The 24,796-nt window shown below is 54.6% G+C and carries 26 protein-coding genes, 1 pseudogene and 1 other annotated feature; of the genes and pseudogenes, 19 read left to right on the top strand and 8 right to left on the bottom strand.

Translation table 11 applies throughout. From position 1 onward, the window contains the following. Positions 1-169 precede the first annotated feature (169 nt). The gene (locus tag ACLJZ5_RS09345) at positions 170-1,396 is read left to right on the top strand and encodes a DUF3748 domain-containing protein (RefSeq protein ID WP_024798146.1); all 1,227 of its coding nucleotides are present in this window, start codon (positions 170-172) and stop codon (positions 1,394-1,396) included. Between the two features lies 1 nt (position 1,397). Here the strand turns inward: ACLJZ5_RS09345 and ACLJZ5_RS09350 are convergent, their stop codons facing one another. Next, a complete protein-coding gene (locus ACLJZ5_RS09350) occupies positions 1,398-1,730 on the bottom strand; it encodes a YceK/YidQ family lipoprotein (RefSeq protein WP_001675643.1) in 333 nt (110 codons plus the stop codon). Between the two features lie 242 nt (positions 1,731-1,972). Continuing rightward, positions 1,973-2,046: a sequence feature (ROSE (Repression Of Heat Shock gene Expression) occurs in the 5'-region of heat shock genes and acts as an RNA thermometer to modulate expression.), on the top strand. Here ACLJZ5_RS09350 and ibpA point away from each other — a divergent pair. From ibpA to ACLJZ5_RS09385, 7 genes are all read left to right on the top strand, one after another. Then, positions 2,040-2,453: a small heat shock chaperone IbpA gene (ibpA, locus tag ACLJZ5_RS09355; protein ID WP_001532742.1), complete on the top strand. Its 414-nt coding sequence runs from the start codon at positions 2,040-2,042 to the stop codon at positions 2,451-2,453. (Overlaps the previous feature by 7 nt.) A gap of 109 nt (positions 2,454-2,562) precedes the next feature. After that, positions 2,563-2,991, top strand: a complete 429-nt coding sequence (ibpB, locus tag ACLJZ5_RS09360) for a small heat shock chaperone IbpB (RefSeq protein ID WP_001246919.1) — start codon at positions 2,563-2,565, stop codon at positions 2,989-2,991. Positions 2,992-3,179: 188 nt separating this feature from the next. Further along, entirely contained in the window at positions 3,180-4,841 is a 1,662-nt protein-coding gene (locus tag ACLJZ5_RS09365) for a putative transporter (protein ID WP_001279781.1), read from the top strand. 6 nt (positions 4,842-4,847) lie between these two features. Further along, complete coding sequence (locus tag ACLJZ5_RS09370; RefSeq protein ID WP_165801138.1) at positions 4,848-5,165, top strand: hypothetical protein; 318 nt, start codon at positions 4,848-4,850, stop codon at positions 5,163-5,165. A 119-nt stretch (positions 5,166-5,284) separates the two neighbouring features. After that, positions 5,285-5,632 (top strand): YidH family protein, encoded by a 348-nt coding sequence (locus ACLJZ5_RS09375; RefSeq protein WP_000703964.1) that lies wholly within the window; start codon positions 5,285-5,287, stop codon positions 5,630-5,632. After that, entirely contained in the window at positions 5,622-5,984 is a 363-nt protein-coding gene (locus ACLJZ5_RS09380) for a DUF202 domain-containing protein (RefSeq protein ID WP_001113454.1), read from the top strand. Before ACLJZ5_RS09375 ends, ACLJZ5_RS09380 begins: the two co-directional genes overlap by 11 nt. Beyond that, the gene (locus ACLJZ5_RS09385; RefSeq protein WP_000147831.1) at positions 5,981-6,511 is read left to right on the top strand and encodes a radical SAM protein; all 531 of its coding nucleotides are present in this window, start codon (positions 5,981-5,983) and stop codon (positions 6,509-6,511) included. Before ACLJZ5_RS09380 ends, ACLJZ5_RS09385 begins: the two co-directional genes overlap by 4 nt. 81 nt (positions 6,512-6,592) lie before the next feature. On the opposite strand, the gene dsdA is transcribed toward ACLJZ5_RS09385, so the two are convergent. After that, a complete protein-coding gene (gene dsdA / locus ACLJZ5_RS09390) occupies positions 6,593-7,915 on the bottom strand; it encodes a D-serine ammonia-lyase (protein ID WP_001727816.1) in 1,323 nt (440 codons plus the stop codon). Positions 7,916-7,932: 17 nt separating this feature from the next. Further along, positions 7,933-9,270: a D-serine transporter DsdX gene (gene dsdX, locus ACLJZ5_RS09395; RefSeq protein WP_000543319.1), complete on the bottom strand. Its 1,338-nt coding sequence runs from the start codon at positions 9,268-9,270 to the stop codon at positions 7,933-7,935. 225 nt (positions 9,271-9,495) lie between these two features. Between dsdX and dsdC the strand changes: the two genes are divergently transcribed. Together dsdC and ACLJZ5_RS09405 are read left to right on the top strand one after the other, a co-directional pair. Then, entirely contained in the window at positions 9,496-10,419 is a 924-nt protein-coding gene (dsdC, locus tag ACLJZ5_RS09400; RefSeq protein ID WP_031617762.1) for a DNA-binding transcriptional regulator DsdC, read from the top strand. Between the two features lie 63 nt (positions 10,420-10,482). Further along, positions 10,483-11,568 (top strand): cellulase family glycosylhydrolase, encoded by a 1,086-nt coding sequence (locus ACLJZ5_RS09405; RefSeq protein ID WP_024798148.1) that lies wholly within the window; start codon positions 10,483-10,485, stop codon positions 11,566-11,568. Here the strand turns inward: ACLJZ5_RS09405 and emrD are convergent. The 4 genes and pseudogenes from emrD to ACLJZ5_RS09425 form a co-directional block, all read right to left on the bottom strand. Further along, complete coding sequence (gene emrD, locus ACLJZ5_RS09410; RefSeq protein ID WP_000828745.1) at positions 11,495-12,679, bottom strand: multidrug efflux MFS transporter EmrD; 1,185 nt, start codon at positions 12,677-12,679, stop codon at positions 11,495-11,497. The two genes, ACLJZ5_RS09405 and emrD, sit on opposite strands and share 74 nt — an antisense overlap. A gap of 202 nt (positions 12,680-12,881) precedes the next feature. After that, positions 12,882-13,742, bottom strand: coding sequence for a DMT family transporter (locus tag ACLJZ5_RS09415; protein ID WP_001526328.1), 861 nt, complete (start codon positions 13,740-13,742; stop codon positions 12,882-12,884). Positions 13,743-13,834: 92 nt separating this feature from the next. Next, positions 13,835-13,924: a type I toxin-antitoxin system toxin TisB gene (tisB, locus tag ACLJZ5_RS09420; RefSeq protein ID WP_000117642.1), complete on the bottom strand. Its 90-nt coding sequence runs from the start codon at positions 13,922-13,924 to the stop codon at positions 13,835-13,837. Further along, positions 13,921-14,035, bottom strand: a pseudogene (locus tag ACLJZ5_RS09425) (hypothetical protein). The gene tisB and the pseudogene ACLJZ5_RS09425 overlap by 4 nt, the downstream one beginning before the upstream one ends. A gap of 522 nt (positions 14,036-14,557) precedes the next feature. On the opposite strand from ACLJZ5_RS09425, the gene ivbL reads away from it, so the two are divergent. The 3 genes from ivbL to ilvN all read left to right on the top strand — a co-directional run bounded on the left by ivbL (position 14,558) and on the right by ilvN (position 16,745). After that, complete coding sequence (gene ivbL, locus ACLJZ5_RS09430; protein WP_031617761.1) at positions 14,558-14,656, top strand: ilvB operon leader peptide IvbL; 99 nt, start codon at positions 14,558-14,560, stop codon at positions 14,654-14,656. Positions 14,657-14,762: 106 nt separating this feature from the next. Next, on the top strand, positions 14,763-16,451 hold the full coding sequence (gene ilvB, locus ACLJZ5_RS09435; protein WP_000168439.1) for an acetolactate synthase large subunit: 1,689 nt from the start codon (positions 14,763-14,765) through the stop codon (positions 16,449-16,451). A 3-nt stretch (positions 16,452-16,454) separates the two neighbouring features. Continuing rightward, positions 16,455-16,745: an acetolactate synthase small subunit gene (gene ilvN / locus ACLJZ5_RS09440; RefSeq protein WP_001171826.1), complete on the top strand. Its 291-nt coding sequence runs from the start codon at positions 16,455-16,457 to the stop codon at positions 16,743-16,745. 1 nt (position 16,746) lies between these two features. Here ilvN and ACLJZ5_RS09445 read toward each other — a convergent pair whose 3' ends face one another. Further along, entirely contained in the window at positions 16,747-17,532 is a 786-nt protein-coding gene (locus ACLJZ5_RS09445; RefSeq protein ID WP_000448642.1) for a DeoR family transcriptional regulator, read from the bottom strand. A 327-nt stretch (positions 17,533-17,859) separates the two neighbouring features. On the opposite strand from ACLJZ5_RS09445, the gene rbsK reads away from it, so the two are divergent. From rbsK to ACLJZ5_RS09475, 6 genes are all read left to right on the top strand, one after another. Beyond that, a complete protein-coding gene (rbsK, locus tag ACLJZ5_RS09450) occupies positions 17,860-18,780 on the top strand; it encodes a ribokinase (RefSeq protein ID WP_024798149.1) in 921 nt (306 codons plus the stop codon). Positions 18,781-18,810: 30 nt separating this feature from the next. Beyond that, complete coding sequence (gene fucP / locus ACLJZ5_RS09455; protein ID WP_000998359.1) at positions 18,811-20,127, top strand: L-fucose:H+ symporter permease; 1,317 nt, start codon at positions 18,811-18,813, stop codon at positions 20,125-20,127. An 11-nt stretch (positions 20,128-20,138) separates the two neighbouring features. Further along, positions 20,139-21,152 (top strand): aldose 1-epimerase family protein, encoded by a 1,014-nt coding sequence (locus ACLJZ5_RS09460; RefSeq protein WP_024798385.1) that lies wholly within the window; start codon positions 20,139-20,141, stop codon positions 21,150-21,152. A 153-nt stretch (positions 21,153-21,305) separates the two neighbouring features. Then, positions 21,306-21,896, top strand: a complete 591-nt coding sequence (gene uhpA / locus ACLJZ5_RS09465; protein ID WP_000633664.1) for a transcriptional regulator UhpA — start codon at positions 21,306-21,308, stop codon at positions 21,894-21,896. Then, entirely contained in the window at positions 21,896-23,398 is a 1,503-nt protein-coding gene (gene uhpB, locus ACLJZ5_RS09470) for a signal transduction histidine-protein kinase/phosphatase UhpB (RefSeq protein ID WP_001091257.1), read from the top strand. The genes uhpA and uhpB overlap by 1 nt, the downstream gene beginning before the upstream one ends. 9 nt (positions 23,399-23,407) lie before the next feature. Beyond that, a complete protein-coding gene (locus ACLJZ5_RS09475) occupies positions 23,408-24,736 on the top strand; it encodes an MFS transporter (protein WP_000948174.1) in 1,329 nt (442 codons plus the stop codon). Positions 24,737-24,796: the final 60 nt, after the last annotated feature.

Below are 24,796 nucleotides of genomic sequence, written 5' to 3' on the forward strand. Positions count from 1 at the left end.
CGGCGGGCGGTGATAGAGCGCAGTATCCGGCTGGCGCAGGAGAAATAATTCCCTGACGGCCCGGTGGCGTGGCGCCACCGGGCCTGGTTATCCCAATGATACGCTAAAGCCTGAAAGTAAAGCCCGTGTGAAGTATGATGGCGAGCATCGTCTCTTATCTGGACATCCCATGAAACAAATCACCTTTACGCCGCGCCATCACCAGCTTACCAACACCAATACCTGGACACCTGACAGCCAGTGGCTGGTCTTTGATGTGCGGCCTTCAGGCGCGTCATTTACGGGCAAGACTATTGAGCGTGTCAATGTGCATACCGGCGACGTGGAGGTGATTTATCGCGCCGTGCAGGGCGCGCATGTCGGCGTGGTGACGGTGCATCCTGCCGACAATCACTATGTGTTTATTCATGGCCCTGAAAACCCTGATGAGACGTGGCATTACGATTTTCACCACCGCCGGGGCGTTATTGCAACGCCGAGGGGCGTGACTAACCTCGATGCGATGGATATTACTGCGCCGTATACTCCCGGCGCGCTGCGCGGCGGCAGCCACGTCCATGTATTTAGCCCGAACGGCGAGCTGGTGAGTTTTACCTATAATGACCACGTTCTGCATGAGCGAGATCCGGCGCTGGATCTGCGTAATGTCGGCGTGGCCGTGCCGTATGGGCCGGTTACGGTACCGGCTCAGCATCCGCGCGAATACAGCGGTAGCTACTGGTGCGTACTGGTTAGCCGCACGACGCCTGCGCCGAGACCTGGCAGCGATGACATTAACCGCGCCTATGAAGAGGGCTGGGTGGGCAACCGCCAGATCGCCTTTATTGGCGATACGCTGTCGCTGACGGGCAAAAAAGTCCCGGAGCTGTTTATTGTCGATTTACCGTGTCATGAAAACGGCTGGAAACAGGCAGGCGACACGCCGCTGACGGGAACCGAATCAACGATGCCATCGCCGCCGTTGGGCGTAGTTCAGCGGCGTCTTACCTTTACTCACCAGCGTGTTTACCCTGGGCTCACTAACGAACCACGCCACTGGGTCCGCAGTAATCCGCAGGCGACGGCGATCGCCTTTTTGATGCGAGACGATAACGGCGTAGCGCAACTGTGGCTGATATCGCCGCAGGGAGGCGAGCCCCGGCAGTTAACGCATCATGCGACCGGCGTACAGTCAGCGTTTAACTGGCATCCGTCGGGTAAATGGCTGGGACTGGTGCTGGAAAATCGGATTGCCTGCTGCGACGCACAAAGTGGGAGGATCGACTTCTTAACCGCCAGGCACGACAACCCGCCTTCTGCAGACGCCGTCGTTTTTTCACCGGATGGGCGACACGTCGCATGGATGGAAGAGGTGAAAGGTTTCCGTCAGCTATGGGTGACGGAAACCGGGCGATAGATCAGGGAGGAGGCATCTTCGCCGGGGGGATGACGGCATTGGTCATTTTCGTCTCCTCCTCGCTTTTCTCTACGCGCGATCTTACCGAACTGTCTTTGCGGAAGATGTCCCACGGCAGAAGGATCGTATCCATCACGGCGGTAAACGGCATATCCAGGATAGCCAACGATTTGGTGCCCCAGTTTGTCTCATCGTTACCGATCATCGTAGCGCTGGCGCGCGTGCCAGGATAAGTACCCTCTTTACCGCCGGTGTGCGACATGACGCTTGAACAACCGCCTAATAAAAGCATCCCATTCCATATTATCAGCGTTAACCACACGTTTTTTATCATCACTCATTCATCTGTTGGTTGTCGTTATTTGCATGATGAGTTATAGCGATCCGTTGCTAAAAATAACATCACCAGTACGCGGCACTGTGGCGGTAATCGCACTTTAACAATCAGTGCTGTCCCAACCAGTCTATGCAATAGCCAATAAACTGCAAAAAAAAGTCGGATTAAAATACTTGAAAAGTACGTATTCAGACCCATTTATAAGACGTAGTGAATAGAAGGGCACGCCTGATGGGTGTTCTGGCAATCCTGGCCTGTCCATGATGGAAGGTCTGACATTCTCGCTGATTTCAGGAGTTTATGATTATGCGTAACTTTGATTTATCCCCGCTGTACCGTTCTGCCATTGGTTTTGACCGTCTGTTTAACCTGCTTGAAAATAACCAAAGCCAAAGTAATGGCGGCTACCCTCCGTACAACGTTGAGCTGGTAGACGAAAACCACTACCGCATCGCCATTGCCGTTGCCGGTTTCGCGGAAAGCGAACTGGAGATTACTGCCCAGGATAATTTACTGGTGGTAAAAGGCGCTCATGCGGACGAGCAGAAAGAACGTACTTACCTGTATCAGGGCATTGCCGAGCGTAACTTTGAACGTAAGTTCCAGTTAGCGGAGAACATTCACGTTCGCGGCGCAAACCTGGTCAACGGGCTGCTGTATATCGAACTGGAGCGCGTGATTCCGGAAGCGAACAAACCGCGCCGTATCGAAATTAACTGATTCCGTCGGGTCGCGTTGCGCGGCCTGTCATCCCATGCTCGCCGTCAGGGAGCATATTCGCACGTAAGGTGTGAAGGTAAAAACTCGCTTCTTAGAAGGAGAAATGATTATGCGTAACTACGATTTATCCCCACTGCTGCGTCAATGGATCGGTTTTGACAAGCTGGCCAATGCGCTGCAAAACAGCGGCGAAAGCCAGAGCTTCCCGCCCTATAACATCGAAAAAAGCGACGATAACCATTATCGCATTACCTTAGCGTTAGCCGGTTTCCGTCAGGAAGATCTGGATATTCAACTGGAAGGCACGCGCCTGACGGTGAAAGGCACGCCGGAACAGCCGGAAAACGAACCCAAATGGTTACATCAGGGCCTGGTCATGCAGCCTTTTAGCCTGAGCTTTACGCTGGCTGAGAATATGGAAGTTTCCGGCGCGACCTTTACCAACGGCCTGCTGCATATTGATTTAACCCGTAACGAGCCGGAAACCATTGCGCCGCAGCGTATCGCCATTAACGAACGCTCCGCATTAAATAGCTAATGAGCTCCTTGCCTTGCCCCGCCAGAGATGGCGGGGCTTTTTTGTGCCACGAAAAAGGGTAAGACGTTGCCGAAGTCAGGACGTCTGGGCGGTTTTGTAACATGAGAATGTGCGCCATGCTGTATATATGCCTTAACGGTTCAGTCATAATCCCTATAAATTGAAATGTTACTCACAGGGAAGAAAAGATGAGTGATATCGCATTGACGGTCAGCGTTCTGGCGTTGGTGGCGGTTGTCGGTTTATGGATCGGCAACATTAAAGTGCGCGGTGTCGGCTTTGGTATTGGCGGCGTTCTGTTCGGCGGTATTATCGTCGGCCACTTCGTCGATCAGGCTGGGGTGACGCTGAGCGGCGATATGCTGCACTTTATCCAGGAATTCGGCCTGATCCTTTTTGTTTATACCATCGGCATACAGGTGGGGCCGGGGTTTTTCGCCTCGCTGCGCGTTTCCGGGCTGCGCCTCAATCTGTTTGCCATTCTGATTGTGATTATGGGCGGGTTGGTCACCGCGATTCTGCATAAAATTTTCGCTATTCCGCTGCCGGTGGTGCTGGGGATTTTCTCCGGCGCAGTCACCAATACGCCTGCGTTAGGGGCGGGTCAGCAAATCCTGCGCGATCTGGGAACGCCAGTGGATCTGGTAGATCAGATGGGGATGAGCTATGCGATGGCGTATCCGTTTGGCATCTGCGGTATTTTGCTCACCATGTGGCTGATGCGGCTGATTTTTCGCGTTAACGTCGAGGCGGAGGCGCAGAAGCACGAATCCTCTCTCGCTAACGGTCATTCATTAATTCAGACAATGAATATCCGTGTCGAGAATCCGAACCTCAATAATATGGCTATCCAGGATGTGCCGATCCTGAACAGCGATAAAATCATTTGCTCACGCCTGAAACGCGACGACACGCTGATGGTGCCGTCGCCGGGGACGATTATCCAGGCAGGCGACCTGCTGCACCTCGTCGGCCAATCTACCGACCTGCATAACGCGCAACTGGTGATCGGCAAGGAAGTGGACACCTCGTTGTCGACGCGCGGCACGGATTTACGCGTCGAGCGTGTGGTCGTCACCAACGAAAAAGTGCTCGGCAAACGTATCCGCGATTTGCACTTTAAAGAGCGTTATGACGTGGTTATCTCCCGCCTTAACCGCGCGGGCGTTGAGCTGGTCGCCAGTAGTGACGCTAGCCTGCAGTTTGGCGACATTCTCAATCTGGTGGGGCGTCCTGCCTCGATTGATGCGGTAGCCAATGTGGTCGGCAACGCGCAGCAAAAACTCCAGCAGGTGCAGATGCTGCCGGTGTTTATCGGCATCGGATTAGGGGTTCTGCTTGGGTCAATCCCGTTGTTTGTGCCGGGATTCCCGGTCGCGTTAAAACTGGGGCTGGCCGGCGGGCCGCTGATCATGGCGCTAATTTTGGGGCGTATCGGCAGCATCGGTAAGCTGTACTGGTTTATGCCGCCGAGCGCCAACCTCGCGCTGCGTGAGTTAGGCATCGTTTTGTTTCTGGCGGTCGTTGGGCTGAAATCCGGCGGCGATTTTGTCGATACGCTGACGCAGGGCGAAGGATTAAGCTGGATTGGCTACGGTATTTTCATCACCGCTATTCCGCTGATTACCGTCGGTTTGCTGGCGCGGATTTTTGCCAAAATGAACTATCTGACGCTGTGCGGGATGCTGGCCGGTTCGATGACCGATCCGCCAGCGCTGGCATTTGCCAACAATCTGCACGCCACCAGCGGCGCGGCGGCGCTCTCTTACGCGACCGTCTATCCGTTAGTGATGTTCCTGCGTATTATCACGCCACAACTGCTGGCGGTGATTTTTTGGGGAATGGGTTAGCGCCTGATGGCGCGTTGCTTATCCGGCCTATGCACTGTGTTAAATCCAGGCTGGATAACGCGCGCCGCACCGGTCACACTTCTGCTCTTCTTCTTATATCCTTCCTCAATGAACGTGCTAATCAGCGTAATGGCAACGAGCATAATTCCATTTTATTTCAATTGGTTATCAATCTTCATCGCCTTTTTTTTCGTCGCGACGGGTGGTTTTTCAGCTTTTAATCCGGCAATAATGCCTTTCCTGGCGGTGGCGTTGAAAAAGGTCGTAACTGAAATGAAAAATAGCGGCAATGAGCGCGGTTGCGCCGAAACGCATCACCAGTGAACTACAGTTATTTTGCAATAAGATTCCCTTGCTGCGGGATAATGTGAAGCATATCAGCAACAACGTGAGTGGTATTCTGAAAACGAACGGGAATACATAAGAACGTAAAAGGAGTCGTCATGAAGATTTCCCGCCTCGGAGAAGCGCCGGATTATCGCTTCTCGCTGGCAAATGAGCGTACCTTTCTGGCGTGGATTCGCACCTCGCTGGGATTTCTGGCGGCAGGCGTCGGTCTTGATCAGCTCGCCCCGGATTTTGCCACGCCGGTGATCCGTGAACTGCTGGCGCTACTGTTGTGTCTGTTTGCGGGCGGCCTGGCGATTTATGGCTATCTACGCTGGTTACGTAATGAAAAAGCGATGCGTCTGAAAGAGGATTTGCCCTATACCCATAGCCTGTTGATCATCAGCGTTATTTTGATGATTGTCGCGGTGATAGTGATGGGGCTGGTACTGTATGCCGGATAGTCGTAAAGCCCGTCGGCAGAACGATCCGGGACTGCAACCGGAGCGTACGTCGCTGGCCTGGTTTCGCACGCTGCTGGGATACGGGGCGTTAATGGCATTAGCCGTCAGGCACCACTGGCATCAGGCGGGGTTCTTGTTCTGGGTGTCGATCAGCGTTCTGGCGATAGTGGCGGTGATTCTTTGGCGTTATACCCTGAGTCGTAATTTGATGGATGTCGCGCATAGCGATTTTTCCGAAACTCATGTCGTGCGTGACAAATTTTTGATCTCCCTCGCGGTGTTGTCGCTCGCAATCCTGTTTGCTGTTACCCATATTCGCCAACTTATTGCATTTATCGGGAATTTTATATGACAGGACGTCAGGACATTGTCGTGAGTGATGACCAGATTCAGGTCGTCGTAAATCGCCAGAATAGCCAGCGCCCTCAGCAACTGTACCGTAACTTACAACGGCTCGGCATTCGCAATGTCCATTTTATCCCATTGTTGGAACATGACCGGAACGGAATGTTGACCGAGGATTCATTGTGTTCAGCAGACTGGGGGCGGTTTTTAAATAGCGTATTTGATATTTGGGTACGTGAAGATATTCAGCGTATCTCGGTCCGCCTTTTTGATGAGACGCTACAGCAGTGGTGCGGCGGCAGGAATGGCGCTGAAGCGCCGGACAAGGCGCCGCTAAGCGCTGAATGTCAGAAGTGTTCTTTATTACGATTTTGCGGCGGCGGATGCCCTGAGCATCGGGATAGCCAGGGGAAAAACCGGCTTTGCGAGGGCTACCAGACCTTTTTTAACTACTCCTCGCCGCATATGCGGGTGATGCGGGATTTACTGAAACAGCATCGCTCGCCGGAGGAGTTGATGGCGATGCTGCGTTAGCGTCGTAAGCCTGATAAGCGTAGCGCCATCAGGCGATGGCGTGCCGGATGGCGCTGCCGTCTTTCCGGCTCTGAGCGAGTATTAGCGTCCTTTTGCCAGGTATTGTTCCATTTCATCCTCCGGCACCATGCCGCCCCCGGTTGCCCATACCAGATGCGTCGCGTTGCCGAGCTGCGTCTGACTGAATCCATGCCTTTGCTGATACTCGGTGGCGGCGCAAATGCGCTGTGGCCCGGCCATCCCTGCCAGAGCTGATGGCTCCAGTCGAATTCCTTCCTCCTGCGCCAGCCAGCCCAGCATGTCATACATTGTTTGATCGTCTAAGGTATAGAGGCCGTCAAGCAGACGCTCCATTGCCCGACCAACAAAGCCCGAAGCGCGACCTACCGCCAGGCCGTCAGCCGCCGTCAGGTTATCAATACCGATATCTTGTACTGAGATGGCATCGTGCAGACCGGTATAAACGCCGAGTAACATGCAGGGTGAATGGGTCGGTTCGGCAAAGAAACAGTGGACGTTGTCGCCAAACGCCAGTTTCAGGCCAAAGGCGACGCCGCCAGGGCCGCCGCCAACGCCGCACGGCAGATAAACAAACAGTGGGTGGCTGGCGTCAACGACGCGTCCCTGTTGCGCGAATTGCGCTTTCAGGCGCTGGCCCGCTACCGCATAGCCCAGAAATAGCGTGCGGGAGTTTTCATCGTCGATAAAGAAACAGTTTGGATCGGATTGTGCTGCTTTTCGGCCCTGCTCAACCGCCACGCCGTAATCATCCTCGTATTCCACGACCGTCACGCCGTGGCTACGCAGCTTCGCTTTTTTCCAGGCGCGGGCGTCGGCAGACATATGTACCGTCACTTTAAAACCGATGCAGGCGCTCATGATACCGATCGATAGCCCCAGATTGCCGGTTGAACCGACGGCGATACTGTACTGGCTGAAGAATTGTTTAAATTCCGGCGAAAGCAACACGCTATAGTCATCGTCGGTGGTTAACAGACCCGCCTCCAGCGCCAGTTTTTCCGCGTGCGTTAGCACCTCGTAGATGCCGCCGCGCGCTTTAATGGAACCAGAGATTGCCAGGTGACTGTCTTTTTTTAACAGCATTTCACCGTCGATCGTTTGCCCATACTCTTTTTCCAGCCGCTTTTGCATGGCCGGAATAGCGACCACGTCAGATTCGATCATGCCGCCAGCGGCAGCGGTTTGCGGAAACGCTTTCGCCAGATACGGCGCAAAGCGCGCCAGACGGTCATGGGCGGCGTTTACGTCCTGCTCCGTCAGGCCGACATACGGTAGACCTTGTGCAAGAGAGGTGGTGCCCGGGTTAAACCAGGTGGTTTCTTTGAGGGCGACCAGATCCTCGACCAAAGGATACCGGGCGATGAGCTTTTGTATGTTTTCCATAGTACGTCTCTTTACGATCAGATGATAAAGGAAAGCAGGAATGTGCCAGCCAGTGCAACGACAGATGCGATAAACGTGGCCGTCGTATAGTATTTAAACGTTTCATTCAGCGTAGCGCCGCAATACTGCTTGACCAGCCAGAACAGGGAATCGGTCACGATCGTGCAGCCAATGGCACCGGAACCAATGGCAATCGCAATGATCTCCGGGCTGACGTCAGGATAGAGCGGCAGCATGGGCGCAACAATCGCGGTGGCGCCCATCATCGCCACCGTCGCAGAGCCGACCGCCGCGTGCAGAATCAGCGCTACCAGCCATGCCAGCAGAATCGGGTGCATATGCATATTTGAGAGGATCACCGCCAGCGTGTCCGCCAGCCCGCTACTTTTGAGAATGGCGTTGAACGCGCCGCCCGCGCCGATAATCAGCAGGATGTTCGCAATGGCGCCAAAGCCGTTTTCGGTGTGGGTAAGTAGCGTGCTCATACCCATATGTTGGCGCAGACCGAGTATGTAATACGCTACAAAGACAGCGATAAACATCGCGGTGATCGGATTACCGATAAACTCCAGCAGCGTATACAACGTGCCGTCTTTCGCCATATTCAGTTCAGCGACGGTTTTCACCAGCATCAGGCCAATCGGCAGCAGAACGGTAAACAGCGTTGCGCCCAGCGACGGCAGGGTGTTTTCGGCGCGCACTTCAAGATCCGCAAACTCTGTCGGTACGGGCTTGAACGGCAGACGATTACCCAGAAACTTTAAGAACAGCGGGCCGCCGACCAATGAGGCCATCAGCCCGACCAGTAGACCGTAGACAATCACCGAGCCGATATCCGCCCCCAGTTTATTTGCGACAAACAGCGCAGCCGGATGCGGCGGTACCACGCAATGGACGGCCATCAGCGCGGTACACAGCGGAATGGCCAGCTTCAGCAGCGAGGTATGGGTTTTTTTAGCGATAGAAAACGCCAGTGGGATGAGCAACACGACGCCCACTTCCACGAACAACGTGATACCGCAAATCAGCCCCACCAGTACCATGATCACGTCAGCAGAGAGCCAGCGGCAGCGCTGGAGCGTAAGCCCGATGCGTTCCGCCGCGCCGGAAACCTCCATCATTTTGCCGAGGATGGTGCCAAGACCGATAACGGCGGCCAGAAAACCGAGCGTACCGCCTATTCCGTTTTCTATCGCCGTGACCATCTCCAGCGGCCCCATGCCCATCATCGCGCCGACAAAGAAACTGGCGAGCAGTAACGCCAGGAAGGGGTGGAATTTAAACTTCACGATGGTCAATACGATTAACACGATGCTGATCAGCAGCGTGCTCACTACCCAGATTTGAGCGTGCATATCTCACCTACCCTGTGATTAATCTGTTCTTATTGGACAGAAAAACAGCACTCCCTGACAAACGATATAATTTGCCATTCACATGATGTAAATTGAATCAACTATGTGATTTCCATCTAATATTGCCTTTATTTTGCGATATGGTTCATTTTGCTTCATCTATGTGCGGATTTTTTCAGCGTGTTTTTTTACACTTCGGGAAATTAAAAGATGACTGAGGTTGCCATGGAACCCCTTCGCGATACCCGAAACCGCTTACTCAACGGTTGGCAGTTATCCAAACTCTATACTTTTGAAGTCGCGGCCAGACACCAGTCCTTTGCTCTGGCGGCAGATGAGCTGTCGTTAAGCCCAAGTGCGGTAAGCCATCGTATCAATCAACTGGAAGCCGAGTTGGGAATCCAGCTATTTGTCCGCTCTCACCGTAAAGTGGAGCTTACCCATGAAGGCAAACGGGTATTCTGGGCGCTGAAATCGTCGCTGGATACGTTGAATCAGGAAATCCTCGATATCAAAAATCAGGAACTGTCTGGCACGCTAACCGTGTATTCACGTCCCTCTATCGCCCAGTGCTGGCTGGTGCCCGCGCTGGGGGACTTTACCCGTCGCTATCCGTCAATTTCTCTCACTATGCTGACCGGCAACGATAACGTTAACCTACAGCGTGCCGGCATTGACCTGGCTATCTATTTTGACGATGCGCCGTCGGCGCAGCTCACGCACCATTTTTTAATGGATGAGGCGATTTTGCCCGTTTGCAGCCCGGATTACGCCCGTCGTTTCGCCTTGCAGGACAACCTGAATAACCTACGGCACTGTACGCTCTTACACGACAGACAGGCGTGGAGTAACGATTCGGGCACCGATGAGTGGCACAGTTGGGCGCAGCATTTTGCAGTAAATTTGCCGGATTCATCCGGCATTGGCTTCGATCGTTCTGATTTAGCGGTGATTGCCGCGATGAACCACATTGGCGTGGCGATGGGACGTAAACGGCTGGTGCAAAAGCGTCTCGACAGCGGCGAACTGATTGCGCCTTTTGGTGACATGAGGCTGAAATGTCATCAGCATTATTATGTCACCACTCTGCCTGGCAGGCAGTGGCCGAAAATCGAGGCATTTATTCGCTGGTTGAAGGAACAGGTGTGAAGATTTATTACGCTTTGCCGCTACACCTGCCGGGAGTGAATATGCTAAATACGTGCTATCACCGTGGTAAAAATTTTAGGGGGCGTCGTGTTTAAACCGCTTATTGCCTCTCTCATGCTGACCAGCGCGGTCGTCTATGCGAAACCGATGCCTTTGACGGCGGCGCGCTATGCGCAGCAGCTTGGCGTTGGGATGGATGTTGACTGGGCGCGAACGGAACGGGGTATTCGCGAGTTTGATCCGCTGGTCGTGCGGGATTTTAAGGCAAAAGGGTTAACGCATGTCCGTATTCGTGTGGCAGGCGCGCCGACGGAAGCGCGCCTCATCCATTTGCGTAAGCTGGTAGAGGCCTGCGAATACTATGGCGTCATACCCATTATTGCCTATCAGGCGGATGCGTATAAAACCGATCCCAGCGCCAGCCATGAAAAGGAGCTGATCAACTGGTGGAGCGTGGTCGCGCGCTATTTTGGTCAGACATCCCCGCTTTTGGGGTTCGATCTCATTTATGAGCCTGCCGACAAACTCAATCATAATATGGCGTCGCTGAATCGCGTATATGACAAAACCATCCGCCTGATTCACGCCATTGATCCACAGCGGATGATTTTCGTTGCCCCCCGCATGCGCGCCGCGCCGGAGGATTTGTCGGCGCTTAAACTGCCGGCGCAAAGCCAGAACTATGTACTGGCGGAGTGGCACATCTTCCCGTGGGGCCCCCTGAAAATCGGCGGTAAATATCCGTGGACATCAGGCACGGCGGCGGAAAAAGCGGCGATTCGGGCACGGATCAACGCTGCGGTTCGCTGGCAGCATAAGACTGGCCATGCAAGCTGGGTGGGCGGATGGGCGCCGGGAGAGTCGATAAAAATGACGCCGGTCGCTTCACAGTTCGCGTTTGCCCGTTTTATGGCCTGCGAGCTGAAAAAAGCGCATATTCCGTATGCGATAAACGCGGACACTCAGTTTTATGACGGCGAAGAAGGGGCGTGGCGTCCGGCGCAGGAGCCCCTGCTCAATGCGATGATCGCGCCGGAGTGTGAAACGCCCGGCAAAAAGCCGGGCGAGGGGAACGTTAAACCGTCTGTCCCTGATGCGATATCCGTGACGCCAGCGGCAGCCAGCACGCCAGGATCAGTAATCCCATAAGGGTCATCAGCAATCCCAGACTGCCCTGACCGGTTTGCGGCAGCATTGCCGAAAGCCACGCCAGTACGCCGGAACCAATATTTTGCAGCCCGCCGACCAGCGCGCCAGCGGTGCCTGCGAGGAACGGAAACGGCTCCATCGCGCCGCTGGTGGCCAGTGGAAATAACATCCCGGCGCCGAAGAAAAACAGTGCAGCGGGGATGAGTAGCGTCCAGACGTTCATCACGCCAAACCAGCCGGGAATCCACATCATAAGGCCTGCCAGCAGACAGCAAATAACTGACTGCCACATCAGGGTTGAGAAGCGTTTATTCGGGCGTCCGGCAAACCAGGCGCCGAAGAACGCCGCCGGAATCGGCAGAATAAACAGAATGCTTACCACCATACTGCTGAGACCTAATACTGCCCCCATCAGCACGCCGGAACAGGCTTCAAAGACCGCAATGCCAGCCAGCCCGCCGATTAGCATCAGCAGGTAACAGTTAAATGCGCCGTTGCCAAACAGCGTTTTATAGCTGGCGATCAGCCGTGTGCGCGGCGCGCCGGCGGGGCGGGTTTCCGGCATCCAGCGCGCCATGCTGAAGGTGACGCCAGCGCAAAGCACCAGCAGGAAAGCGTAACACGCGCGCCAGTTCCACAGGGTATCCAGCAGGCCGCCAATCAGCGGCGCTAACAGCGGGCTGACCAGAATCCCCATATTTAACAGGCTATTGGCGTGACGAAGTTGTGTTCCTTCATACAGATCGCGCGGGAGCGTTCTCGCCATTACTCCGCCAACGCCGGTTCCCATCCCTTGCATGGCGCTGGCGACAATCAACACCGTCAAACTATGCGTGGTCATGGCGATCAGAGTCGCTACCATAAAAATAGACATGCCGACGAGGATTACCGGTCGGCGCCCAACCCGGTCGGAAAGCGGGCCGTAAAACAGTTGCGAGACGCCGTAGGTCAGGAGGTAAGCAGCCATTACGCTCTGGACGGCGCCTTCCCGGACGTTTAGCGCTTGTGCCATATCGGCGATGGCGGGAATATAAATGGTTTGCGCCATCTGCCCTACGGCCACCAGTAATACCAACATCAACAACAAATTGACGTTTCTCTGCCTTTTCATTTCGCTGATTACTTTTCAAAAAAAGAAAAAATAAGAATAACTTGCTGCGCATTCCCATAAATGCGAGAGGAATCTATCACACCAGAAAAAGAAGGCCAGACAGCAACCAGCAATGGCAGACGAAGGAACGGCAGGATATGTAAACAAAAGCGGCAACAAATGTTGCCGAGAATGTGTTACGTCTGCGGCTGTTATTGGGCGATCATGACAGACGGAGTAAAATCGCCCCGAGGGCAATCCCGCCTGCCGCCACCAGACGTAGCCCGGCCACTTTCTCTTTAAGCAACAGCCAGGCTATCAGCGCGCCGAATAAAATCGACGTCTCACGCAGCGCGGCGACCACCGCCAGCGGCGCCTGGGTCATGGCCCATAGCGCCAGCCCATAAGATCCCATAGTGCCAATCCCGCCAAAAATGCCTTTTTTCCACTGTTGCGCCAGATAACGCGACGCTTCCCGCCGCCGCGCAATCATCGCCCAGGTTAACAGGCAGGCGCCGTTGAGAAAAAATGACCATAGCGTATAGCCCAGCGCCGTTTCTGAGAGTCTTACGCCGGTCCCGTCCACCAGCGTATATCCGGCAATAAAACAGGCGTTAGTTAATGCCAGCACGACACCACGTTGAGAACTGGCGCGGCCATTACAGGCCATCCCAAGTATCGCCATGCAGATCACTGCGATGCCGACCCAGGCGAGCGACGACAGGCTATCGCCAAGAAACAGAACGCTAATGAGCGCCACCAGCAGCGGCGCGGTGCCGCGCATAAGAGGGTAGGTCTGGCTCATGTCCGAGACCTGATAGGTTTTCGCGACCAGGACGGTATACACCACCTGGAGCGCGGTAGAGGCCGCTAAAAAAGGGATACTGGCGTGAGCTGGCTGCGGCGAGAAGGGCAAAAGGATCAATGCCATGACCGCCGCGGAACCGCTGACGCCGATCGCGGCGTAGAGCTTATCGTTTCCCGCTTTGACAATGGCGTTCCAGCTGGCATGTAGCAGAGCGGCGAACAGCAAAATGCAGAAAACGGAAAGGGTCATAGCGTCAGGCGTCGTTGAGGGTGTCATAAAAACGTAACATACCCGGGAAGCGAAAGACCAGCGGATAAGGTGAAAGGGGAGCGGTTGCCCGCTCCCCTTCGGTGCGGCTTGAATCTGAATTACTTAAGGTATTTCAGAACAGCATCAAGCAGTTGCAGTGCTGCAACAATGAGTTTCAGGATAAGAATGGTGATATCCACTACGCTCATACGCGTCTCCTGTGGTTAAGGAGCACTGCCAGCCGACGTACCTTTCCGCTGCCTGTTGCCAGCTGTTGCGCACGCGATCCCTTTTGCGAGGAATAGTATGCGTGTTGACATAACACAGTGTGCTCACGAGGGGGTTAAGGCGCTGACGGCACCACCCGTTTCAGCCAGGACTTCGTTGCGCCGGTTTACGATGCGGCCCCCGCATAACACATTGTGTCAAAGACATTATAGTTAAGTACTGTATAAATTAACAGTAATTTATAGACAGAACGGAGCTTCTGATCCATACTCAAATTCATCAAAATTCGCGCCGAAATTGCGCGTTCTGCACAGAACGCGTATACTTCTGCTGTTGACATAACACAGTGTGCTCCGCGGCTACCACCCGCATTACGCTGTAAGAACCTCGCTTCGGCGAGGTTTTTTGTTTTCCGGCATTGTGAAATGCGTGATCATCAATCCCGGCGATTACCGGAGGGCGCTACGCTTATCACGCCTATACTCAAAGCGTGTAAATTCGTAGAAAAATGTGATCGCTGACGCATTTTTGTGCAGATGAAAATTTTTCCGTTGTCATGCTGAAAGCGCTGTGCTTGTATAAAACGTGTTAATAACAAACAGACAAGGCCCCTAATGAACCCTTCCATGCTGAACGCGATCCTACTAACAACTGCGCCATCTCGCGCAGTGGTCGTCGTGCGTGTGGTGGTGGTCGTCGGCAATGCGCCGTAGGGTCCGGAACACACACGATTCCAAAACCCCGCCGGCGCAAACCGGGCGGGGTTTTTTGTTTAAGACACCTTCCCGGAACGTCGGCTCAGAATAAAAGGAATGGAGCATGGCAAGTTCGGGCACAACATCTACACCTCAGCGCTTTACGGGCGCGGAATTTATTGTTCATTTTCTGGAGCGTCAGGGGATTCGTATCGTCACCGGCATTCCCGGCGGTTCGATCCTCCCCGTTTACGACGCGTTAAGCCAAAGTACGCAAATCCGTCATATTCTGGCGCGCCACGAACAAGGCGCGGGGTTTATTGCGCAGGGGATGGCGCGAACGGAGGGTAAACCTGCTGTTTGTATGGCCTGTAGCGGGCCGGGCGCGACCAATCTGGTCACGGCCATTGCCGATGCGCGCCTGGATTCCATTCCGTTAATCTGCATTACCGGGCAGGTTCCGGCGTCCATGATCGGTACTGACGCGTTTCAGGAAGTGGATACCTACGGTATCTCTATCCCCATCACCAAGCACAACTATCTGGTCAGAAATATCAACGAGCTGCCTCAGGTGATGAGCGATGCTTTTCGTCTGGCGCAGTCGGGGCGTCCCGGCCCGGTGTGGATAGACGTTCCTAAAGATGTGCAGACGGCGACAATTGAGCTGGATGCGTTGCCGTCGCCGGCGGAAAAATCACCCCCGCCGGAGTTTAGCGCAGAGAGTATCCGCGAGGCCGCCGCAATGATTAACGCGGCGAAGCGTCCGGTGCTGTATCTGGGCGGCGGCGTGATCAATGCGCCGACACGCGTGCGCGAACTGGCGGAAAAAGCGCAACTGCCGACGACAATGACCTTAATGGCGCTGGGAATGCTGCCTAAGGCGCATCCGCTGTCGTTAGGAATGCTGGGGATGCACGGCGCGCGCAGTACTAATTTTATTCTGCAAGAGGCCGATTTACTGATTGTTCTGGGCGCGCGTTTTGATGACCGGGCGATTGGCAAAACGGAGCAGTTTTGTCCGAACGCCAAAATCATCCATGTGGATATCGATCGCGCCGAGTTAGGCAAAATTAAGCAGCCGCATGTGGCTATTCAGGCGGATGTCGATGATGTACTGGCACAGTTAATTCCCCATATCGAGGCACAGCCGCGGGAAGCATGGCATCAGTTGGTGGCGGACTTGCAGCAAGAATTCCCTTGCAGTATTCCCCAGGAAAATAACCCGCTTAGTCACTATGGGCTGATTAATGCGGTCGCCGCCTGTGTGGACGACAACGCGATTATTACCACTGACGTAGGTCAGCATCAGATGTGGACCGCGCAGGCTTATCCGCTCAACCGTCCGCGTCAGTGGCTGACTTCCGGCGGGCTGGGCACCATGGGGTTTGGTCTGCCCGCGGCGATTGGCGCGGCGCTGGCGAATCCGGGCAACAAGGTGCTGTGTTTTTCCGGCGACGGTAGTTTGATGATGAATATTCAGGAGATGGCTACCGCCAGTGAAAACCAGTTGGATGTGAAAATTATCCTGATGAATAACGACGCGCTGGGACTGGTACATCAGCAACAGAGTCTGTTCTATAAACAGGGCGTTTTTGCGGCAACCTATCCGGGAAGCATCAACTTTATGCAGATTGCCGCCGGGTTTGGTCTGGACACCTGTGATTTGAATAACGAAGCCGATCCGCAGGCGGCGTTGCAGGCTATCATTCGTCGTCCTGGACCGGCGTTGATCCATGTGCGCATTGATGCAGAAGAAAAAGTATATCCGATGGTGCCGCCGGGCGCGGCAAATACAGAGATGGTGGGGGAATAAGCCATGCAGAAACAATCACATGATAACGTTATTCTGGAGCTGACCGTTCGCAACCATCCTGGCGTGATGACCCACGTCTGCGGGCTGTTCGCCCGACGCGCTTTCAACGTTGAGGGTATTCTCTGTTTACCGATTCAGGGTAGCGATCAGAGCCGCATCTGGCTTCTGGTCAATGACGATCAGCGGCTTGAACAGATGATCAGTCAGATCGATAAACTGGAAGACGTGGCGAAGGTGGTACGAAACCAGTCCGATCCCACCATGTTCAATAAAATTGCCGTCTTTTTTGAGTAAGTTATTCACTTTCCGAATCAGGCGTGATGACTTTGACGGAACCATTCCGACAGTGAACGGCATAATCTGTCGGTAATGGGCGATCGCTAATCAGGACATCAAAGGCAGAAAGCGGACCAATGCTGGCAGGCGCGACCTCATCAAACAGGGCGTGACGCGCCAGCAAAATTTTGCGCAGACCGCGCTCCATCGCTTTACGTTTGGCGGCAAGATCATCCGGGTTAAACCAGCTCACGCCAAAATGTTCATGTACGCCGCTGGCGGAAATAAACACTTTGCGCGGATTGAGCGAATCCAGCGCCGAAGGATTATTGGCATCATAAAAGGCATCGCTCTTGGCCCGATAGGTGCCGCCGCACAGAATCGCCGTGGCATTAGGCTTTTCATTCAGCGCGATAAATACCCGATGCGAGTAGCAAATCCCGGTAAAGGTAATATCATCCGGTATCATGCTGATAACTAATGGCATTTCCGGACCGTTATCAAAAAAAACCAGATCGTTTTCACGCACCAGGCCGGCGGCCAGGATCGCAACGGGAAGGTCGTCCCGATGATGCGTCTTTTTCGCCGGCAGCGGCATATTGGTTGAAGACGTAGGCTTATTTACCATGACAATATAGCCGCCGAGCAGTGTCAGCGGTAAAGGGTCATCATCCTGGCTGAGATCGCGGCGAATGGTCATCACCGAAACTTCCAGCATCCGCGCGGCGTCTTTCAGATGGATTCGATCGGTCTTTTTCAGTAACTCCATCAAGCGTCGGATACGTTCTTTTTGCTTGGTCTCCATTCACCCTCTCCACAAATCATGTTGTTATGTTCCATCAGTAACATTTATGTGTTTCTGAGAACATTACAGTGTGGCACTACTATACGTCTGGCTGTCAGGAAATAAAAGTGGGTTTATTCGCGTTTTATAACAATAAATAGTTAATTTTCAGTAAATTGTAACCCTAAAAATGATTTAATGCGCGGCGTATGTTCCGCCGGGGATTGTTCACGAAGTAAATGGCAAAATGATCCTCTAATCGCGATCATAGTCACAAATGATACGGAAGTAACATGATAATGTTATTTTAATATCATTGTCGTGTGACGATTTCTGAGAGGGAGTAAAATGGATATCGCGGTTATTGGCTCTAACATGGTGGACCTTATCACCTACACCAACCAGATGCCCAAAGAAGGGGAAACTCTGGAAGCGCCGGCGTTTAAAATCGGCTGCGGCGGAAAAGGGGCGAACCAGGCCGTGGCGGCCGCTAAGCTCAATTCAAAAGTATTGATGTTGACCAAAGTGGGCGACGATATTTTTGCCGACAACACCATTCGTAATCTCGAATCCTGGGGGATCAATACGACGTATGTAGAAAAAGTACCGTGTACCAGCAGTGGCGTAGCGCCGATTTTCGTCAACGCCAACTCCAGCAACAGCATTCTGATCATCAAAGGCGCTAACAAGTTTCTCTCGCCGGAAGATATCGATCGCGCGGCGGAAGATTTAAAAAAATGCCAGCTTATTGTTCTGCAACTGGAAGTTCAGCTTGAAACGGTTTATCACGCAATAGAATTTGGCAAGAAACACGGGATTGAAGTGTTATTAAATCCTGCGCCAGCATTACGGGAATTAGATATGTCTTATGCCTGTAAATGCGATTTCTTTGTACCCAATGAAACCGAGCTGGAAATATTAACCGGTATGCCAGTGGATACCTATGACCATATCCGCGCAGCGGCACGTTCGCTGGTGGATAAAGGGCTGAACAATATTATTGTCACCATGGGTGAGAAAGGCGCGCTGTGGATGACGCGTGACCAGGAAGTCCATGTTCCGGCGTTTAAAGTGAACGCTGTCGATACCAGCGGCGCGGGCGATGCCTTTATCGGCTGTTTCGCGCATTACTATGTCCAGAGCGGGGATGTGGAAGCCGCCATGAAAAAAGCCGTCCTCTTTGCCGCTTTCAGCGTCACCGGGAAAGGCACCCAATCCTCTTATCCAAGCATTGAGCAATTTAATGAGTATCTTTCGTTGAACGAATAACAATCACCCTGCACTGTTAAAGGTAGCACTATGAACGATAAAAACATCGTTCAGATGCCCGACGGGTATCTGAATAAGACACCTCTGTTCCAGTTTATTTTGTTATCCTGTTTATTCCCATTATGGGGATGCGCAGCCGCGTTAAATGATATTCTGATTACGCAATTTAAAAGTGTATTTTCGCTGAGCAACTTTGCTTCGGCATTAGTACAAAGCGCCTTTTATGGCGGTTATTTTTTAATTGCTATTCCGGCCTCGCTGGTCATTAAAAAAACCAGTTATAAAGTGGCGATACTTATCGGCCTGACGCTATACATTGTCGGCTGTACGCTCTTTTTCCCGGCGTCGCACATGGCGACCTACACCATGTTCCTCGCGGCGATTTTCGCCATTGCGATTGGCCTGAGTTTCCTGGAAACGGCGGCGAATACCTACAGTTCGATGATCGGGCCGAAAGCCTACGCCACGCTGCGGCTGAATATCAGCCAGACCTTTTATCCGATCGGCGCGGCGGCAGGCATTTTATTGGGTAAATATCTGGTCTTTTCCGAAGGGGAAAGCCTGGAAAAACAGATGGCGGGCATGAATGCTGAGCAAGTCCACAACTTCAAGGTGCTGATGCTGGAAAACACTCTGGAACCCTATAAGTACATGATTATGGTTCTGGTAGTGGTGATGGTACTGTTCCTGCTGACGCGTTTCCCGACCTGTAAAGTCGCGCAAACCGCGAGTCATAAACGCCCTTCGGCGCTGGATACGTTACGCTATCTCGCCAGCAACGCCCGTTTCCGTCGCGGTATTGTGGCGCAGTTCCTGTATGTGGGAATGCAGGTGGCGGTCTGGTCGTTCACTATCCGTCTGGCGCTGGAATTAGGCGATATCAATGAGCGCGATGCCTCAACCTTTATGGTCTACAGCTTCGCCTGCTTTTTTATCGGCAAGTTTATCGCCAACATTCTGATGACACGCTTTAACCCGGAAAAAGTCCTGATCCTTTACTCTGTGATCGGCGCGCTGTTCCTGGCCTATGTGGCGCTGGCGCCCAGCTTTAGCGCGGTATACGTGGCGGTGCTGGTCAGTGTTCTGTTTGGCCCCTGCTGGGCGACCATTTATGCCGGAACGCTCGATACCGTCGATAACGAACATACCGAAATGGCGGGGGCGGTCATCGTGATGGCGATTGTCGGCGCGGCGGTGGTTCCCGCGATTCAGGGCTACGTGGCGGACATGTTCCACTCGCTACAGCTCTCATTCCTGGTTTCCATGCTGTGCTTTGTTTACGTTGGCGTTTACTTCTGGCGCGAAAGCAAAGTGCGCGGCAACCTGGCTGAAGTCGCCGCGTCCTGAGGAGATCAACCATGACAACACGTATTACATTATGGCGGGAGCTTTTTAACGAGCAGCCGCGTATCTTGCTGGAAAATGATGATTTTACGGTTACGGCGTTTCGTTACGCCAGCGGCGTGGAAGGACTGAAAATACAAAACAGCCGCGGTCATCTGGTGATTCTGCCCTGGATGGGGCAGATGATTTGGGACGCGCAGTTTGACGGTCATGATCTGACTATGCGCAACATGTTCCGCCAGCCGAAGCCGGCTGCGGAAGTGGTGGCAACGTATGGTTGCTTTGCTTTCCATTCCGGACTATTGGCGAATGGCTGCCCGTCGCCGGAAGATACACATCCGCTGCACGGCGAGATGCCCTGCGCTGCCATGGACGACGCCTGGCTGGAGTTAGAGGGCGACAGTCTGCGCGTGACCGGGCGCTACGAGTATGTGATGGGGTTCGGTCATCATTATCAGGCGCAACCTGCGGTGGTAATGCGTAAAGCAAGCGCGCTGTTTGATATTCTGATGACCGTGACTAACCTGGCTTCAGTCGCCATGCCGCTACAGTACATGTGCCACATGAACTATGCCTATGTGCCGAACGCCACGTTCCGCCAGAATATCCCGGATACCGCGCTGAAGCTACGCGAGTCGGTGCCGGCGCATGTCAAACCCACGGCGCAGTGGCTGGCGTTTAATCAACGGCTTTTGCAGGGTGAAGCCTCGCTGGCAACGCTCAACGAGCCTGGCTTTTACGACCCGGAAATCGTGTTCTTCGCCGATGAACTGGACAGGTACACGGATACCCCGGAATTCAGTATGATCGCCCCGGATGGCACTACGTTCGTGACACGTTTCGCCAGCGCGGAGCTGAATTACGTGACCCGCTGGATTCTTTATAACGGCGATCAGCAGGTAGCCGCCTTTGCCCTGCCCGCGACCTGTCGGCCTGAAGGTTTTCTCGCGGCGCAGCGAAATGGAACCTTGCTTCAACTGGAACCGCAGCAAACCCGGACGTTCACCGTCACGACAGGCATTGTCTGACCGCTCAAGGCTTGAACACCCAGGCACTTATCGTTAAGGTAAGTGCTTTTGCCGGATGGCGGCATTAATGCCTTATCCGGCCTACAACGGCACCTGCCCGTAGGCCTGATAAGCGCAGCGCCATCAGGCATGCCTTAGCGCCAGGATGAACCCATGATCACCGTTGCCCTTATCGACGACCACCTTATCGTCCGCTCCGGCTTTGCACAGCTACTGGGGCTGGAACCTGATTTGCAGGTGGTCGCCGAGTTTGGTTCCGGGCGCGAAGCGTTGGCAGGCTTACCGGGGCGCGGCGTACAGGTGTGTATCTGCGATATCTCGATGCCGGATATTTCCGGACTGGAGCTGCTAAGCCAACTGCCAAAAGGGCTGGCGACGATCATGCTCTCGGTTCACGATAGCCCGGCGCTGGTGGAACAGGCGTTGAACGCCGGCGCGCGCGGTTTTCTCTCTAAACGCTGTAGTCCGGATGAGCTGATCGCCGCGGTGCATACGGTGGCGACGGGCGGCTGCTATTTGACCCCCGATATTGCCGTGAAACTGGCGGCGGGTCGGCAAGATCCGCTGACCAAACGCGAGCGTCAGGTGGCGGAAAAACTCGCCCAGGGTATGGCGGTAAAAGAGATTGCCGCCGAGCTGGGGCTGTCGCCAAAAACGGTGCATGTCCATCGAGCGAATCTGCTGGAAAAATTAGGCGTCAGCAATGACGTTGAACTGGCGCATCGCATGTTTGACGGTTGGTAATGAACACCTTTTTTTCCCGTTTAATCACCGTTGTTGCCTGCTTTTTTATTTTCTCCGCCGCGTGGTTCTGCCTGTGGAGTATCAGCCTGCATCTGGTAGAGCGCCCGGAGCTGGCGGCGCTACTCTTTCCCTTCGGCCTGCGCCTGGGACTTATGCTGCAATGCCCGCGCGGCTACTGGCCAGTATTGCTGGGCGCGGAGTGGCTACTGGTGTACTGGTTAGCGCAGGAAGTTGCGCTGGCTCATCTGCCGCTTTTGATGATCGGTGGTGTGTTGACGCTACTGCCCGTGGCGCTGACTTCGCGTTACCGCCATCAGCGCGACTGGCGCACGTTATTGCTTCAGGGCGCGGCCCTCACCGCCGCGGCGCTACTGCAATCCCTGCCCTGGCTGGGGCAGGGGGAAGCGGCATGGAACGCGCTACTGCTGACCCTCACGGGGGGGCTGACGCTGGCCCCCATCTGCCTGGTTTTCTGGCACTATCTCACCAGCACTACCTGGCTGCCGCTGGGACCATCGCTGGTATCGCAGCCGGTAAACTGGCGCGGGCGGCATCTGATCTGGTATCTGCTGCTGTTTATCGTCAGTCTGTGGCTGCAACTGGGGTTACCTGCTGAACTTTCGCGCTTTACGCCGTTCTGCCTGGCGTTGCCGATTATCGCGCTCGCCTGGCATTATGGCTGGCAGGGCGCGCTCATTGCCACACTGATGAATGCTATCGCGCTGATCGCCAGCCAGACCTGGCACGATCATCCCGTTGATTTATTACTTTCGCTGTTGGCGCAAAGCCTGACCGGGCTACTGCTTGGCGCGGGCATTCAGCGTCTGCGCGAGCTGAACCAGTCGTTGCAAAAGGAGCTGGCGCGCAACCATCGGCTGGCGGAGCGTCTTCTGGAGACCGAAGAGAGCGTGCGGCGCGATGTTGCGCGTGAGCTGCACGATGACATCGGGCAGACCATCACCGCGATTCGAACCCAGGCGGGCATTGTGCAACGACTGGCGGCGGATAACGGCGGCGTGAAGCAGAGCGGGCAACTTATCGAGCAGCTTTCGCTGGGCGTGTATGACGCCGTGCGTCGCCTGCTGGGGCGCTTGCGCCCGCGCCAGTTAGACGACTTAACGCTGGCGCAGGCCATCCGTTCGCTGCTGCGCGAAATGGAGCTGGAAAGCCGCGGTATTGTCAGTCACCTCGACTGGCGAATTGACGAAACGGCGTTGAGTGAAAGTCAGCGCGTGACGCTGTTTCGCGTCTGTCAGGAAGGGCTGAATAACATCGTAAAACATGCCAATGCCAGCGCGGTGACGCTCCAGGGCTGGCAGCAGGATGAGCGGCTGATGCTGGTGATTGAGGATGACGGCAGCGGCCTGCCGCCGGGCTCTCACCAGCAGGGCTTCGGCCTGACCGGAATGCGCGAACGCGTGTCGGCGCTCGGCGGGACGCTAACCATCTCTTGTACCCACGGTACGCGGGTGAGCGTCTCGTTGCCCCAGCGTTACGTTTAAGGAAGGATAATGCTTTCGTTTTTAAAAGCCCCGGCCAACGCGCCGCTCATCACCGATAAGCACGAGGTTGACGCCCGCTATCGCTACTGGCGGCGGCATATCCTGATCACCATTTGGTTGGGTTACGCGCTGTTCTATTTCACCCGTAAAAGCTTTAACGCCGCCGCGCCGGAAATCCTTGCCAGCGGCATTCTGACCCGCAGCGATATCGGCCTGCTGGCGACGCTGTTTTACATCACCTACGGGGTGTCGAAATTTGTTTCCGGCATCGTTAGCGATCGCTCCAACGCTCGCTATTTTATGGGCATCGGGCTGATTGCGACCGGCGTAGTGAATATTCTGTTCGGCTTCTCGACCTCGCTGTGGGCCTTTGCTCTGCTATGGGCGTTGAATGCCTTTTTCCAGGGGTTTGGATCGCCGGTTTGCGCCCGTTTGCTGACCGCCTGGTACTCGCGTACCGAACGCGGCGGCTGGTGGGCGTTATGGAACACCGCGCACAATGTCGGCGGGGCGCTGATCCCTCTCGTTATGGCCGCTGTCGCCCTGCATTATGGCTGGCGTGTCGGGATGATGGTGGCCGGATTGCTTGCCATCGGGGTGGGCATGGTCCTCTGCTGGCGGCTGCGCGACCGTCCGCAGGCGATTGGTTTACCGCCGGTAGGCGACTGGCGGCACGATGCGCTGGAGGTCGCCCAACAGCAAGAGGGCGCGGGGCTAAGCCGCAAAGAAATCCTCGCTAAATATGTGCTGTTGAATCCCTATATCTGGCTGCTTTCGCTGTGTTACGTCTTAGTGTACGTGGTGCGCGCGGCGATCAATGACTGGGGCAACCTGTATATGTCCGAGACGCTGGGCGTGGATTTGGTCACGGCCAACACGGCAGTATCGATGTTTGAGCTGGGGGGATTTATCGGCGCGCTGGTGGCGGGCTGGGGCTCGGACAAACTCTTCAACGGCAACCGCGGACCGATGAATTTAATCTTCGCTGCCGGGATTCTGCTCTCTGTGGGTTCGCTGTGGCTGATGCCGTTCGCCAGCTACGTGATGCAGGCGGCCTGTTTCTTCACCACTGGTTTCTTTGTCTTCGGCCCGCAGATGCTCATTGGCATGGCGGCGGCGGAGTGCTCGCATAAAGAGGCGGCGGGCGCGGCCACCGGCTTTGTCGGCCTGTTCGCCTATCTCGGCGCGTCGCTTTCCGGCTGGCCGTTAGCGAAAGTGCTGGAGATCTGGCACTGGACCGGTTTTTTTGCGGTCATCGCCATCGCGGCGGGGATCTCCGCGCTATTGCTGTTGCCATTTCTGAACGCTCAGGCCCCGCGCGAGACCAGCGAAGCGTGATGCACCTCACCTTTTTGCGCTGAATGGGGCAAAACTAAGAAATTTTCCCGGTTTTGCCTG

This window comes from Salmonella sp. 5800 (assembly GCF_046558195.1).
Taxonomy (GTDB): domain Bacteria; phylum Pseudomonadota; class Gammaproteobacteria; order Enterobacterales; family Enterobacteriaceae; genus Salmonella; species Salmonella enterica.

Coding starts and splice junctions, on each gene's coding strand:
- ACLJZ5_RS09345 (WP_024798146.1), top strand. CDS start 170: ATGAAACAAATCACCTTTACGCCGCGCCATCACCAGCTTACCAACACC.
- ACLJZ5_RS09350 (WP_001675643.1), bottom strand. CDS start 1,730: ATGATAAAAAACGTGTGGTTAACGCTGATAATATGGAATGGGATGCTT.
- ibpA (WP_001532742.1), top strand. CDS start 2,040: ATGCGTAACTTTGATTTATCCCCGCTGTACCGTTCTGCCATTGGTTTT.
- ibpB (WP_001246919.1), top strand. CDS start 2,563: ATGCGTAACTACGATTTATCCCCACTGCTGCGTCAATGGATCGGTTTT.
- ACLJZ5_RS09365 (WP_001279781.1), top strand. CDS start 3,180: ATGAGTGATATCGCATTGACGGTCAGCGTTCTGGCGTTGGTGGCGGTT.
- ACLJZ5_RS09370 (WP_165801138.1), top strand. CDS start 4,848: ATGGCGCGTTGCTTATCCGGCCTATGCACTGTGTTAAATCCAGGCTGG.
- ACLJZ5_RS09375 (WP_000703964.1), top strand. CDS start 5,285: ATGAAGATTTCCCGCCTCGGAGAAGCGCCGGATTATCGCTTCTCGCTG.
- ACLJZ5_RS09380 (WP_001113454.1), top strand. CDS start 5,622: ATGCCGGATAGTCGTAAAGCCCGTCGGCAGAACGATCCGGGACTGCAA.
- ACLJZ5_RS09385 (WP_000147831.1), top strand. CDS start 5,981: ATGACAGGACGTCAGGACATTGTCGTGAGTGATGACCAGATTCAGGTC.
- dsdA (WP_001727816.1), bottom strand. CDS start 7,915: ATGGAAAACATACAAAAGCTCATCGCCCGGTATCCTTTGGTCGAGGAT.
- dsdX (WP_000543319.1), bottom strand. CDS start 9,270: ATGCACGCTCAAATCTGGGTAGTGAGCACGCTGCTGATCAGCATCGTG.
- dsdC (WP_031617762.1), top strand. CDS start 9,496: ATGGAACCCCTTCGCGATACCCGAAACCGCTTACTCAACGGTTGGCAG.
- emrD (WP_000828745.1), bottom strand. CDS start 12,679: ATGAAAAGGCAGAGAAACGTCAATTTGTTGTTGATGTTGGTATTACTG.
- ACLJZ5_RS09415 (WP_001526328.1), bottom strand. CDS start 13,742: ATGACACCCTCAACGACGCCTGACGCTATGACCCTTTCCGTTTTCTGC.
- tisB (WP_000117642.1), bottom strand. CDS start 13,924: ATGAGCGTAGTGGATATCACCATTCTTATCCTGAAACTCATTGTTGCA.
- ivbL (WP_031617761.1), top strand. CDS start 14,558: ATGAACCCTTCCATGCTGAACGCGATCCTACTAACAACTGCGCCATCT.
- ilvB (WP_000168439.1), top strand. CDS start 14,763: ATGGCAAGTTCGGGCACAACATCTACACCTCAGCGCTTTACGGGCGCG.
- ilvN (WP_001171826.1), top strand. CDS start 16,455: ATGCAGAAACAATCACATGATAACGTTATTCTGGAGCTGACCGTTCGC.
- ACLJZ5_RS09445 (WP_000448642.1), bottom strand. CDS start 17,532: ATGGAGACCAAGCAAAAAGAACGTATCCGACGCTTGATGGAGTTACTG.
- rbsK (WP_024798149.1), top strand. CDS start 17,860: ATGGATATCGCGGTTATTGGCTCTAACATGGTGGACCTTATCACCTAC.
- fucP (WP_000998359.1), top strand. CDS start 18,811: ATGAACGATAAAAACATCGTTCAGATGCCCGACGGGTATCTGAATAAG.
- ACLJZ5_RS09460 (WP_024798385.1), top strand. CDS start 20,139: ATGACAACACGTATTACATTATGGCGGGAGCTTTTTAACGAGCAGCCG.
- uhpA (WP_000633664.1), top strand. CDS start 21,306: ATGATCACCGTTGCCCTTATCGACGACCACCTTATCGTCCGCTCCGGC.
- uhpB (WP_001091257.1), top strand. CDS start 21,896: ATGAACACCTTTTTTTCCCGTTTAATCACCGTTGTTGCCTGCTTTTTT.
- ACLJZ5_RS09475 (WP_000948174.1), top strand. CDS start 23,408: ATGCTTTCGTTTTTAAAAGCCCCGGCCAACGCGCCGCTCATCACCGAT.